The organism is uncultured Winogradskyella sp. (assembly GCF_947496485.1).
Lineage (GTDB): Bacteria > Bacteroidota > Bacteroidia > Flavobacteriales > Flavobacteriaceae > Winogradskyella.
On sequence record NZ_CANMCZ010000001.1, the window covers coordinates 213744 to 226557 of the forward strand.

Here is a 12814-nt window from a genome sequence, read left to right on the forward strand (position 1 = left end):
TTTATGGATTTTAAGATTACAGTTATAACGACATATCAACAGTAAAAAATAAAATACCGATAATAAACGTTACATTATTAATATGCAGCGATTCCTAGCTATACTTGCATTCTATAAGCCGTTTGTGGTTTGGTCACTTATTATAACAGCTATCATCGGATTTTTTAATCCGCATTTAGTACCAGCAATAGTAACCAAATTATTTCTGACGGTTTTTGCATGGTACTATGTCAATGAAACTAACAATAAACATAAATTAACGTTTTATAAAAATTTAGGCATTTCGCCTTTAAAGCTTTTTACCATTATGTTTATTGTAGACTGCATTTTAACCATTATATTCCTTACTGTATTTAAGGAATTTACATAAATAACAATGATATTTGAATTAGACAATGTAGAACTTTACTTTAAAAACAAACGAATTTTAAACGGTATTTACCTAAAAGCTGAAACTGGTCAAGTGACTGCTATATTAGGTAGAAATGGCTGTGGTAAAAGTAGTTTGCTCAATATTGCGTTTGGGAGTTTAAAACCGAAATACAAATTGATTAGAATTGACAATAAACCACTTTTAAAACCTTTGTATTCAACAGGCTTTGCGAAGTATCTACCTCAATATAATTTTATTCCTAATGGAATGAAGCTTTCATTTATTTTCAAATTATACAAATTGAGCTGGATGGCTTTTATAGAAAATTTTGAGGCATTTTCAATTTATGAAAACTCAAAATTTAAAGCCTTATCTGGAGGTGAGCGCCGCATTCTTGAAACTTATATTATCTTGAAATCAGAAAGCGAAATAGCAATTTTAGATGAACCTTTTTCTCATTTATATCCATTGCATATTGAAACTGTAAAACAGATGATTGCTGAAGAAAAAGCGGATAAGATTATTATTATTTCAGACCATATGTACGAACATATTATCGATACTTCTGATACAATTTACTTATTAAAAAACGGTACAACGAAAAAGATTAATAAACTTACTGAACTCGAAGACTACAAGTATTTAAGTGAAGGCAGTGTCTAATTAAGATTATTTTTTTGTTTTATAATATTGTCTAAATCCACAACGACTCCAACACCAAGAATTTGTTTCCATTGTAGTTTTGGTCCTTCAATTACCAACTCTTCGTTGGTCATTTCATTCCTCTCAACTTCAATTTTTATATCATTATCGTATCTAAGGTGAGAACCTAGAATAGCCTTGACATATTTATTCACTTTCATATCCAAGTTAATCTCCCATTCTATGTCTATGTTTCCAAAACTGTTGATATAATCTGTATACAACCTTAAAAGACTAGTTATTTTTATATTCTCAAATACTTCTTCTTCATATTGGTTCGTCAACAAAATACCCAACTCTTGTCTCACTTTTTTTCCATTCCTTAATATATTTCCTTCTAAATCATAAATAGCAGGGTCGACACCAAAAGCACCTTGATTTGCCAAATCATCATCTAAAACAAAAGTGGTTTTTAATGTAAATGGTGAGGCATAAAAAGACATACGCTCAATATGCCTACCATATTCCATACCTAAACCAAAAAACATATAGCCAGGTGCCAAAAATTTTGAAATGGGCTCATCTCTATTAGGATAATTGTATCCATTAGCTAATTGGGTATTCAAACTAAACCTAGCGGAGTAAAACCAATTGCTCTCAGGATTTTTTTCTAGTCCCACATTAGAGATCACTTCTATAACGTCATCCGTTTTTCTAATATTCCTATCCTCTTGCTTGTTTAGACCATATCTAATGTTGAAGTTCGAATTCCAAAACCATTTTTCTTGTTTGTATTTAGCAGAAGCTTTTCCAGTCACAATACCTGAAATAGAATTGGTTCCACCTGAGTTCCAGTTGGTAAATGAAACTTGATTTAGATTCAAACCAACTTCCTTTTTAGTTCTCCAACCCAATTTAACTTCATCCTTTTTTTTATTGTGAAAATATAAGGAATCTGGCTGCGCAAATATTTGACTTTGGCCAATGACAAATAGACTTAGTATAAACCAAGTATAAGTTTTCATGCTTGAAAAATTTAGTATGTAAACGTGCCGTATTCGCTTTTTATGGTAAGTTTCTTGTGCTCAGAAGCTTCTACTCTACCAATTACTTTTGCATCTACATTAAAAGATTTTGAAATCTCAATAACAGCATTTGCAACTTCTGGTTTTACATACAATTCCATACGATGTCCACAGTTAAAGACTTGATACATTTCTTTCCAGTCCGTTTTAGATTGTTCTTGAATAAGTTTAAATAACGGAGGAATTGCAAACATATTATCTTTTATAATATGAAAACGATCTATAAAATGAAGAATTTTTGTTTGAGCACCACCACTACAGTGTACCATGCCATGTATAGAATCGCTTTTGTATGTATTGAGAATCTCTTTAATAATTGGTGCGTAAGTTCTGGTTGGTGACAATACTAATTTACCAGCATCTATAGGCGAATTTTCGACTGAATCAGTAAGTTTTGTTTGTCCAGAATAGACAAGGTCTTCAGGAACTGCTGCATCAAAACTTTCAGGATATTTTTCCGCTAAATATTTTGAAAACACATCATGTCTTGCAGAGGTTAATCCATTACTTCCCATACCACCATTGTATTCCGATTCGTATGTTGCTTGTCCGAATGATTCTAAACCAACAATAACATCTCCTTCAACAATATTAGCATTATCGATAACATCGCTTCGTTTCATACGAGCCGTTACAGTAGAGTCGACAATTATCGTTCTTACTAAATCTCCAACGTCTGCAGTTTCTCCACCTGTAGAATGAATGGTGACTCCAAAAGATTTTAAATCTTCGATTAATTCTTCTGTACCATTAATGATTGCAGAAATAACATCACCAGGAATTAGATTCTTGTTTCTTCCTATTGTAGAAGATAACATGATATTATCTGTAGCACCAACACAAAGCAAGTCGTCAATATTCATTATTAGTGCATCTTGGGCTATTCCTTTCCAAACTGAAATATCTCCAGTTTCCTTCCAATACATGTAGGCCAATGATGATTTTGTACCAGCTCCATCAGCATGCATAATAAGACAATAATCTTCATCGTTTGTTAAGTAATCTGGTACTATTTTACAAAATGCTTTAGGAAATAGACCCTTATCAATGTTTTTTATGGCATTATGTACATCTTCCTTTGAAGCGGAAACTCCTCGTTGTGCATATCTTTTACTCACCGAACTACTCATTGCAATGTATATTACTATTGGTCTTGCAAAAATAATGATTGTGTTTTATTATCAGTATAAGTTTGGGTCTTATTATTAATAAGAATAGGAATTGGATTTGAATTAATGACTGTTTTCATCTTTTTTCGCAATGCCTCTTTTTTCTTATTTCCACCAAAATAAATATTTAGACCTAATCCCATTCTATATAATACGTCATCACTATCACCAGCAATAAGTCCATCTAGCTCGTCACTTAAGAAATAATTATATTCTCCAAACAACTTGAGGCCTACACGATCCGTAATAATAACTTCGAAACCAAAACCACCTTGAGCTTTTGACTCCGTGGCTGTAAAGTCATTATCTGCATTATAACCTACACCAGCGTATAGAAACGGAGAGAATCTCGTGTAAGGACTAAATAGCAATTCTAAATTTAAATCAAAGGACATAAATCCATTATTATAAAGTTCTTTAAATGCTATATTATATTTATTGTAAGTTATATTAAAATTTAGGTGACTTGTAAGATGATGCTTGTAACCTATTCTAAAATAAACTTCGAATTCAGGGTCTGAATAATCACCATTAATAATAGCTGAACCAGCTGCCATATCGATAGCATTAGAACCTCGGTAACTAAAAAAAGCAAATCTACGGTTTATAGATTTCTCATTCTTTTTTTCTCGCACTTGAGCTTTTTGTGCTTCTATTGTTTTCTCTATTTCTTGGGAAGAAGCAAAACTAACACAAACTACTGTCATTGCTATACTTAATAAAATAGCACTGAATTTAGGAGTCATATACCTTTTATTAGAAAGATAAGTCGATTTCACTACAGATTTGGGAGGAACGCAATATAGAAAAATAATTATCAAATCATAAACAAGACAAAGGAATTAACAGAAACAAAAAAAGATAAAATCGAATAATCGATTTTATCTTTCTGCAGGTATTATATAATACTTAAGGTATTGTCTTAGTTTTTTTTAAGATTCTGACTGTAGCTTAGACTGTATAGTCACAACGTCATCTTTAGTCACGTTATTCAGATCTTCTGAATTGTCTTGAGAAAGGATTAGAGTTGCGCCAACAAGAATAGCTACACTTAATAGTAACTTTTTCATTATTACAAATATTGATTAATAGCACTACAAAGATATGTAATAAACCCAATGCGGAAAGGACAATTCTAAATTTTTAACGAGTTATTACTGTCTTTTCGATAATTCGCTAAAAGTTACCGATAAACGACACCAAAATTAACTTTAGCAAAGAATTATGTACGTATAAATACGTACATAATAATGCCAATTCAGGCTAAAAAACGAACATAAGCTACTGTAATACTATCATTTAGTAAACAAAAGCTCTCTATATTTAGTCAATGGCCACAACTCGTCGTCAATCATTAGTTCTAATTTATCACTATGGTACCTAATATCCTCAAACAATGGTTTCACCTTATTACAATAACCATGAGCCTTTTTTTCAATATCTGATTGTTTATTTAATGATTTTCGAGCATCTGTCATTTTAGTTACCAATGAATTAATGGCTTCAATATGATGAGAAATTTGCTCAATAAGAGATAACTGTTCTTTTGCAAAATTTTTAAACTTATCACCATAAATAGTTTTGAGACCTGTAACATTTTCAATTAATATATTTTGATATCTGACCGCAGTTGGCACTATATGATTACGAGCAATATCGCCCAAAACACGACTCTCTATTTGAATATGAAGAATGTATTCTTCCATCTCAATTTCGTAACGTGCCTCGCTCTCTACATTGTTCATTACACCTAAATTTTCAAAAAGGGCAATTGAAGATTTAGCGACCTTAATTTTTAATGCTTCAGGAGTCGTCTTATTGTTACTCAAACCTCTCTTTTTTGCTTCTTTTTCCCATGCATCACTATACCCATTTCCTTCAAAAAGAATAGCTTTTGATGTTTTAATATACTCTCTTAAAACATTGAAAACGGCATCATCCTTTTTCATTGATTTTTTATCAATCAATTCGTCAACTTCATGCTTAAAATCTATTAATTGCTTAGCAACTATTGTATTTAAGACAGTCATAGGATTAGCACAATTTGCTTTAGATCCGACTGCTCTAAATTCAAACTTATTACCAGTAAATGCAAAAGGCGATGTTCTATTTCTATCTGTATTATCTAATATAACTTCAGGAATTTTTCCAACTACATTGAGTTTTAAATCTGTTTTTTCTTTTGGTGATAATTTACCTTTAGTTACAGTCTCTAATTCATCTAATACCTTAGTTAATTGTTCACCAATAAATACTGAAATTATTGCTGGCGGAGCCTCATTAGCACCTAAACGATGATCATTACTTGCGGATGCAATAGCTGCTCTCAACAATTCCTCATGCGTTTGTACTGCCTTTATGGTATTGATAAAGAAGGTTAAAAATTGAAGGTTGCTCATTGGAGTTTTACCAGGTGACAGTAAATTAACTCCCGTATTTGTACTTAGACTCCAATTGTTATGTTTTCCCGAACCATTTACACCAGCAAATGGCTTTTCGTGCATCAATACTTTAAAATTATGACGCTTAGCAATTTTTTGCATAATATCCATAAGCAGAGAGTTATGATCTACTGCTAAATTTGCCTCTTCATATATTGGAGCTAACTCAAACTGATTTGGTGCTACCTCATTATGTCTTGTTTTTACTGGAATACCTAACAGCATACATTCATTTTCCAAATCGCGCATGTAAGCCATAGCCCTATTTGGAATAGTTCCAAAATAATGATCATCGAGTTGTTGTCCTTTTGCAGGTGAATGTCCTAAAAGCGTACGACCGGTTAATACAATATCTGGACGAGATGCAGCCAAATCACTATCAATTAAAAAATATTCTTGCTCCCAACCTAAGGAAGCATTTACTTTTTTCACATTCTTATCGAAATACTTACAAACTGCTACTGCAGCGTTATCCACTGCTTGCAGCGCTCTTAATAGTGGTGTTTTATAATCTAGAGCTTCACCAGTATAGGATACAAAAACTGTTGGAATACATAAAGTTGTACCATAAATAAACGCAGGAGATGTTGGGTCCCAAGCTGTATAACCTCTTGCTTCAAATGTATTTCTAATTCCACCATGAGGAAAACTTGAGGCATCAGGTTCTTGCTGTACCAACTGATTCCCACCAAACTTTTCTATAGCAAGTCCATCTCCTATAGTTTCAAAAAAAGCATCATGCTTTTCTGCAGTAGCACCTGTTAAAGGTTGAAACCAATGCGTATAATGTGTTGCCCCTTTTGAAATTGCCCATTCTTTCATTCCTGTTGAAATGTGGTCCGCAATTAAGCGATTAATTTTTGTTCCTTTTTCAACAGCCTCTAAAATACTAGTTAAGGCAGTTTTGGTTAAATACTGACGCATTGCAGCTTCATTGAACACATTCTGTCCAAAAATTTCAGAACGCCTTTTCTCGTCCTTAATTATTATTGGTTTTCTTTTCGATGATTCTTTTATTGCGTGAAATCTAAGTGTTGACATATTAATAATAATTTAGGCCAAAAATACGAAATCTTTAAAATTTACAGCAACACCCATTCAAAAATAGGGTTGTTAACAATAATTAATAACATTTTATCTAAAATACCCTATTTTTTTTGACCTATTAAAAAAAAAGATAATATTTGCATTATCAATTTTTTAAATAATAAAACGATGAGTAAATCTAAATTAGAGTACATATGGTTAGATGGATATTTTCCAACCCAAAACATGAGAAGTAAAACTAAAGTAGAAAATGACTTTAGTGGAAAATTAGAAGATTGCCCAATTTGGTCTTTCGATGGCTCTTCAACAAAACAAGCGTCTGGAGGATCTTCAGATTGTCTATTAAAGCCTGTTGCTATTTATCCAGATCCTGCAAGAAGAGATGGCTATTTAGTAATGACTGAAGTTTTAAATGCTGATGGAACTCCTCACATTTCTAACGGTAGAGCTACAATCGAAGATGAAGACAATGATTTTTGGTTTGGTTTTGAGCAAGAGTACTTCATAATGGATACCAAAACACAATTACCTTTAGGTTTCCCTATTGGTGGCTATCCTGCACCTCAAGGTATGTATTACTGCTCTGTTGGTGGTAAAAACACTCATGGTAGAGATTTAGTTGAAAAACATGCGGATTTATGTATTGATGCTGGTCTGAATTTTGAAGGTATTAATCAAGAAGTTGCTTCTGGTCAGTGGGAATTCCAATTGTTTGCTAAAGGAGCAAAAAAAGCTGGTGATGAAATTTGGATTGCACGTTATTTATTAGATCGATTGACCGAGCAATATGGTTATTATATTGAATACCATCCAAAACCATTAGGTAAAGATATGGACTGGAATGGTTCTGGTATGCATGCAAATTTCTCTAACACAGTATTAAGAACTTGTGGAAGTCAAGAAACATATGAGAAAATTTGTGAAGCGTTTAGACCAGTTGTTAAAGAGCATATAGCTGTTTATGGTGAGTTTAATGATCAACGTTTAACAGGTGATCATGAAACAGCATCCATTAATGATTTTAGCTATGGTGTTTCTGATAGAGGAGCTTCTATTCGTATTCCAATTATAACAGTTGAGAAAGGCTGGAAAGGTTGGTTAGAGGATAGACGACCAGCTTCAAATGGTGATCCTTATAAGATTGCAGGTAGAATTATTAAGACTGTAAAGAGTGCTAATATTTCTTAATTAGCAATTAATTATATAAAAATTAATTAGGCTTGTAGATTTCTGCAAGCCTTTTTTAATACCCTTTATATTAGATTACTTTAGTGATACATATATGAAGACCAAATAGGCACCAAATAATAGCATCCCTTTTAATCTTCCTATTTGAAATCGTTTAGGTATGAGCATTAACGGAATTAAGATTGCTGCAAAAGCAATCATCCAAAATATATTAGTAGATAATATTTGTGGAGTATCTGGATTTACCACAATCGGCTTTACAATGGCAGTTAAACCTAAAACTGACGCAATATTAAAAATATTAGAACCTATTAAATTACCTAAAGAAATCGCTTTTTCTTTCTTTAACGCAGCAATAACAGAAGCCGCCAACTCCGGCACACTAGTACCAATTGCAATGACAGTTACGGAAATCGCATAATCGCTAATACCTACAGCTTTAGCAAGTTGCTTTGCACCTTGCACCAACCACTCAGAACCAAAATATAAGCCTGCAGCTCCTATTAAAAGCCAAGCTACAATTTTAAAATTTGACACTTCGGCTAACGCATCATCAACTTCATCTAAATTAGCTTTTATGGATTTTCTGGAACTTCTAATTAAAACAATAAGGAAGATAATTAATGATACAAAAAGTATTACTCCTTCTAATGCCGTTAAAACTTCGTCATTTTTTAAAAAGAAATATAATGCAAACGAAGCCAACATCATCATTGGCCAATTGAGTTTATAAAAATCTCTATCTACAACTAAAGGAGAAATTATTGCAGTAATACCTAGCACCAAACCTATATTAGCAATATTAGAACCAATGACATTACCAAGAGCAATGTCAGACACACCATCTAAAGCAGCTTGCAAACTCACTAAAAGTTCTGGTGCAGATGTTGCAAAAGACACAACCGTCATACCAATAACGAGTTTCGAAATTTTAAGCTTAAATGACAATCCTACCGATGCTCTAACCAAAAAATCTCCACCGACAACTAACAACGCCAAACCAGCTATAACAAGAAATACACTCATTTATTTAATTACAATTTTAATGTAACAGCGAAGATAGCATTTCATTTTCAAAGCGACTCAAAACTAAAAATTTCGTTAAATAACTATTCTTTTAGTTGTATAACTATAAAAATAGTTATAGATTTGAATAATAAAATAATCATTATGAAAAAACTCGTTCACCTATTTATAGTTCTGCTTATTTTATCTTGTAAGAGTGAAACTACGGAAGAGTTCTCATTTTCTGGAACGACTACTGGAATTATTGATGGAACTAAAATGATTCTAGACAATATAGACACAGGTACAATTTTAGATTCAACCATAGTTCAAAACAATTCATTTTTATTTGAAGGCGATTTACCAAGTTCACCTTTAAGAGCTGTTCTTCGGACTTCAGATTATTCTCACTACAGATATGTCTGGTTAGAAAACAATACTATGACTTTTGACGCTAGTAAATCTGACTTCAGAAACGCAGTTATAAAAGGTTCTGAATCTGAAAATTTGAATCAGCACTTAAGCAAATTAGTTAGTGAAATTGAGCCACATAGTGAAGCTCAAAGTGAAGTAGAACAAAAGTTTGTTGGAGATAATCCCAACAGCATAGTAAGTGCCAATATCTTATCAATTTATGCTACTACCTGGGGAAAAGAAACAACCAAAAGTTTGTTTGATAAACTTTCCATAGAAAATAAAAACTCTAGGTATGGAGAGAAAATTTCAACTTATATTAAATTGAATAAAGAACCAAAAATCGGTGAGGGCTACGTTGATTTTGTAATGGAAGATGAAAATGGAAAAAACATCAAACTTTCTAATAACACAGGTAAAATAACCTTATTAGAATTCTGGGCGTCCTGGTGCGGACCATGTAGAAAAGAAATCCCTAACCTTGTTAAAACCTATGAAAAGTATAATTCTAAAGGGTTTGAAATATTCGCTGTCTCTCTTGATGATAACAATGAAAACTGGAAAGATGCCATAAAAAAAGATAGTTTAAACTGGCAACATGCAAGTGACCTTAAAGGAAATGAAAATGTAGCTGGGTTAATTTATGGAGTAAACGGAATTCCTGATAATTTCTTAATCGATGAGAATGGAATTATTGTTGGAAGAAACCTTCGAGGTGATAGACTTAATAAAAAAACTTGAAGAATTGACTAAAATCTGAAACGATTATGATACAAAAACTCACAAATAAGGAAGAAGAAATAATGCATATTCTATGGAAGCTCGAAAAAGCTTTCGTTAAAGATGTACTGGCAGAGATAAAAGAAGACAAGCCACATTATAATACGCTTTCTACAATTATAAGAAACCTAGAAGAAAAGGGATATGTAAATTATAACGCATACGGAAAAACACATCAATACTTCCCGATTGTCTCTAAAGAAGATTATAAAACTAAGTTTATGAATACTGCGATTGAAAATTACTTTAACAGCTCTTATAAAAACGTGGTTTCATTCTTTGCTAAAGAAGAAAAGATCAGCGTAGATGAGCTGAAGGAAATCATTGCATTAATCGAAAATAAAAAGTAGTTATGGAGTATCTTTTAAAAGCATCAGTAGTAATAGTCGTCTTCTATTTGTGTTTCCATTTCTTTTTAAAGAAAGAGACATTTTTTCAGCATAATAGATGGTTTCTATTAATAGGTTTAGTAGTTGCCTTGGTGTTTCCATTTATTGTGATCCCTGTTTATATACCAATAGAACCTATTGTTATATCCGAGAATGTTTACACGCAAAATATACCCTTAAACTCTGCTACTATTGAACATGAAACGGTATTTGATTGGACCAAACTATTTCCAATTATTTATGGAATTGGATTTATATTATTTTCAATTCAATTTATATTACAATTTGGCTCTTTAGCCATACTCTTATTAAAAAATCCAAAACACAAAGACAAACATTTTACTTATGTTGTTGTAAAGACCAAAATATCGCCTTTTTCATTTTTTAAGTGGATTGTTTTTAACCCTGAATCTTTTGAAGAAAATGAACTAAAGCTTATACTAACACATGAGAAAGTGCATGCTCAACAATTGCACTCCATAGACATATTGCTAGTACAAGTTACCTGTATTATATTTTGGTTTAATCCCTTGGTTTGGCTATACAGAAAAGGGTTACGCCAAAATTTAGAATATATCGCTGACTGCAAAACCCAGACTTGTTCTGTAAACGAAAAAGAATACCAACACTTATTATTAAAAACAAGTGTAGCAAATCACAACATTTCATTATCAAATAATTTTTATAATTCATTAATCAAAGAACGAATCGTTATGTTACAAAAATCGAGATCAAACAGAAAAAAACAATGGAAATACGTATTAATGTTACCGCTTTTAGGTGGTTTATTAATAAGTATGAATACTGAAAAAGTATATTTAGATGCCGAAAAACCAGCTTTAAACTCAGAAAAAACTATAGAATTTGTTGTTACCAAAAACACAACTGACAATCAATTAAAAGCCATGTCAGAAGCTGTTGATAGTAAAGGTGGAACTTTAGTTTTCAGCGAAATAAAACGAAATGAAGATAATGAGCTTATAGACATTTTTGTTAAACTTTATGATCGTAGCTATGGAGGAGGTGATTCTAAAAATACCATAGACCCTTTTATAATTTATAAAGAATTATTTGGCAAAGGTGGTGGTTATGTTGGTAGAATAGATGGTGCAACCATACATTTCGACCAAAAACTTAGCACTATTTCGGATAAAGTAGTTGAGGAACTACAAAATAGAGCCCATAAAGCAATGGTCAAAACTGGAATACAAAATGAAAAAGACTTAAAAAGAATTGAAAAAAAGCGAGCTGAATATGGGAAAGTCGAAATGAACAAAATGAAGGTGTCCTCAACACCTGTAAAAACAACTTCAGTTACGAAGCCTGATAAAAATAGTCAACTCATAGCTATGGCTGCACCTCAAAAATCTAAAAGTAAACCTCAATTGAATGGAGATATTTCTATTACAATAATTACAAAAAATACCACGGATTCAGAATTAGACGAGATAAAGGAGAATCTGAAAAAAGAGGGTTTAACTGCTAAATTTAAAGGAGTAAAACGCAACAAGAATGGTGAGATTACTGCAATAAAAATTGAAGTGAAATCTAAAAATTCTAATACTAGTTATAATGTTAACTCAGATGAAGCTATTGACCCAGTAAAAATTATTTATAACGAAAATAAAAACACTATTTCAATTGGAAATAGCAATGCAAAACACATAGAAAATACATTTGTATATGAAACTAAAGGCTCAAAACATAAGCTTCGTAATTCAAGAAACGGAAGTCATGTTTATGTAATATCAGATGACGAGCATGAGCATGATGAAGAACATGAGCATGATGAAGAGCATGAGGATCATGATGTCCAATATATTATCAAGGCTAATGGTAAAAAAGGTAAAAGAAAAATTATAAAACGAAGTAAAAATGTACATGTTGTTTCTGATGACAACAAAGTTGTAGAAGTTATAGTTGATGAAGATGAAGGCAATAAATTTGTAATAAGAGGTAAAGCTAAAAGTGTTTGGGTAAGCGATAATGAAAATGGAAGAAGTAATGATGATAATGTAAAAGAGGAAATAATCATTTTACAAAATGCACATGACAAGAATAATATCTTCATTTCTAGCAATGACGATAAGGACCCTTTATTTATACTTGATGGAAAAGAGGTAACCAAAGATAAATTTAAAGATTTAAAGGCTGATTCTATAGAATCCGTTACAGTCTTAAAGGATAAAAAGGCCATCGAAAAATATGGAGAAAAAGCAAAAAATGGTGTCATTGTTATAAAGACAAAAAAGAAGAACTAATTTATTTTCATCAATCAATC

At 31.9% G+C, this 12814-nt stretch carries 12 protein-coding genes; 6 read left to right on the forward strand and 6 right to left on the reverse strand.

What is annotated here, in order from left to right:
• Positions 1 to 82: 82 nt before the first annotated feature.
• Complete coding sequence (locus tag Q0822_RS00935) at positions 83 to 370, forward strand: hypothetical protein (protein WP_299119022.1); 288 nt, start codon at positions 83 to 85, stop codon at positions 368 to 370.
• Positions 371 to 376: 6 nt separating this feature from the next.
• Positions 377 to 1036: an ABC transporter ATP-binding protein gene (locus tag Q0822_RS00940; protein WP_299119024.1), complete on the forward strand. Its 660-nt coding sequence runs from the start codon at positions 377 to 379 to the stop codon at positions 1034 to 1036.
• On the opposite strand, the gene Q0822_RS00945 is transcribed toward Q0822_RS00940, so the two are convergent.
• The 5 genes from Q0822_RS00945 to Q0822_RS00965 all read right to left on the reverse strand — a co-directional run bounded on the left by Q0822_RS00945 (position 1033) and on the right by Q0822_RS00965 (position 6751).
• Positions 1033 to 2040 (reverse strand): DUF3078 domain-containing protein, encoded by a 1008-nt coding sequence (locus tag Q0822_RS00945; RefSeq protein WP_299119026.1) that lies wholly within the window; start codon positions 2038 to 2040, stop codon positions 1033 to 1035. The genes Q0822_RS00940 and Q0822_RS00945 overlap by 4 nt on opposite strands.
• An 11-nt stretch (positions 2041 to 2051) precedes the next feature.
• Entirely contained in the window at positions 2052 to 3230 is a 1179-nt protein-coding gene (locus Q0822_RS00950) for an AIR synthase related protein (RefSeq protein ID WP_299119027.1), read from the reverse strand.
• Between the two features lie 14 nt (positions 3231 to 3244).
• A complete protein-coding gene (locus Q0822_RS00955; RefSeq protein ID WP_299119028.1) occupies positions 3245 to 4015 on the reverse strand; it encodes a Curli production assembly/transport component CsgG in 771 nt (256 codons plus the stop codon).
• A gap of 186 nt (positions 4016 to 4201) precedes the next feature.
• Positions 4202 to 4339: a hypothetical protein gene (locus tag Q0822_RS00960; protein ID WP_299119031.1), complete on the reverse strand. Its 138-nt coding sequence runs from the start codon at positions 4337 to 4339 to the stop codon at positions 4202 to 4204.
• A 225-nt stretch (positions 4340 to 4564) separates the two neighbouring features.
• Positions 4565 to 6751: a glutamine synthetase III gene (locus tag Q0822_RS00965; RefSeq protein WP_299119034.1), complete on the reverse strand. Its 2187-nt coding sequence runs from the start codon at positions 6749 to 6751 to the stop codon at positions 4565 to 4567.
• A 174-nt stretch (positions 6752 to 6925) separates the two neighbouring features.
• Here Q0822_RS00965 and Q0822_RS00970 point away from each other — a divergent pair, with 174 nt between their 5' ends.
• Positions 6926 to 7945, forward strand: coding sequence for a glutamine synthetase beta-grasp domain-containing protein (locus Q0822_RS00970; protein ID WP_299119037.1), 1020 nt, complete (start codon positions 6926 to 6928; stop codon positions 7943 to 7945).
• 75 nt (positions 7946 to 8020) lie between these two features.
• Here the strand turns inward: Q0822_RS00970 and Q0822_RS00975 are convergent, their stop codons facing one another.
• Positions 8021 to 8971 (reverse strand): calcium/sodium antiporter, encoded by a 951-nt coding sequence (locus tag Q0822_RS00975; protein ID WP_299119040.1) that lies wholly within the window; start codon positions 8969 to 8971, stop codon positions 8021 to 8023.
• 144 nt (positions 8972 to 9115) lie between these two features.
• Here Q0822_RS00975 and Q0822_RS00980 point away from each other — a divergent pair, with 144 nt between their 5' ends.
• The 3 genes from Q0822_RS00980 to Q0822_RS00990 are packed head-to-tail and all read left to right on the forward strand — an operon-like array spanning position 9116 to position 12794.
• Positions 9116 to 10105, forward strand: a complete 990-nt coding sequence (locus Q0822_RS00980) for a TlpA disulfide reductase family protein (protein WP_299119043.1) — start codon at positions 9116 to 9118, stop codon at positions 10103 to 10105.
• Between the two features lie 29 nt (positions 10106 to 10134).
• Positions 10135 to 10494 carry a BlaI/MecI/CopY family transcriptional regulator gene (locus Q0822_RS00985; RefSeq protein WP_299122236.1) on the forward strand — a complete coding sequence of 120 codons (360 nt, stop codon included), beginning with the start codon at positions 10135 to 10137 and terminating at the stop codon, positions 10492 to 10494.
• A 2-nt stretch (positions 10495 to 10496) separates the two neighbouring features.
• A complete protein-coding gene (locus tag Q0822_RS00990) occupies positions 10497 to 12794 on the forward strand; it encodes a M56 family metallopeptidase (RefSeq protein WP_299119045.1) in 2298 nt (765 codons plus the stop codon).
• Positions 12795 to 12814: the final 20 nt, after the last annotated feature.

Excerpts from the sequence above, each read along its gene's own strand:
- Q0822_RS00935 (WP_299119022.1), top strand. The coding sequence starts at position 83 with ATGCAGCGATTCCTAGCTATACTTGCATTCTATAAGCCGTTTGTGGTT.
- Q0822_RS00940 (WP_299119024.1), top strand. The coding sequence starts at position 377 with ATGATATTTGAATTAGACAATGTAGAACTTTACTTTAAAAACAAACGA.
- Q0822_RS00950 (WP_299119027.1), bottom strand. The coding sequence starts at position 3,230 with ATGAGTAGTTCGGTGAGTAAAAGATATGCACAACGAGGAGTTTCCGCT.
- Q0822_RS00975 (WP_299119040.1), bottom strand. The coding sequence starts at position 8,971 with ATGAGTGTATTTCTTGTTATAGCTGGTTTGGCGTTGTTAGTTGTCGGT.
- Q0822_RS00955 (WP_299119028.1), bottom strand. The coding sequence starts at position 4,015 with ATGACTCCTAAATTCAGTGCTATTTTATTAAGTATAGCAATGACAGTA.
- Q0822_RS00970 (WP_299119037.1), top strand. The coding sequence starts at position 6,926 with ATGAGTAAATCTAAATTAGAGTACATATGGTTAGATGGATATTTTCCA.
- Q0822_RS00945 (WP_299119026.1), bottom strand. The coding sequence starts at position 2,040 with ATGAAAACTTATACTTGGTTTATACTAAGTCTATTTGTCATTGGCCAA.
- Q0822_RS00980 (WP_299119043.1), top strand. The coding sequence starts at position 9,116 with ATGAAAAAACTCGTTCACCTATTTATAGTTCTGCTTATTTTATCTTGT.
- Q0822_RS00990 (WP_299119045.1), top strand. The coding sequence starts at position 10,497 with ATGGAGTATCTTTTAAAAGCATCAGTAGTAATAGTCGTCTTCTATTTG.
- Q0822_RS00960 (WP_299119031.1), bottom strand. The coding sequence starts at position 4,339 with ATGAAAAAGTTACTATTAAGTGTAGCTATTCTTGTTGGCGCAACTCTA.
- Q0822_RS00965 (WP_299119034.1), bottom strand. The coding sequence starts at position 6,751 with ATGTCAACACTTAGATTTCACGCAATAAAAGAATCATCGAAAAGAAAA.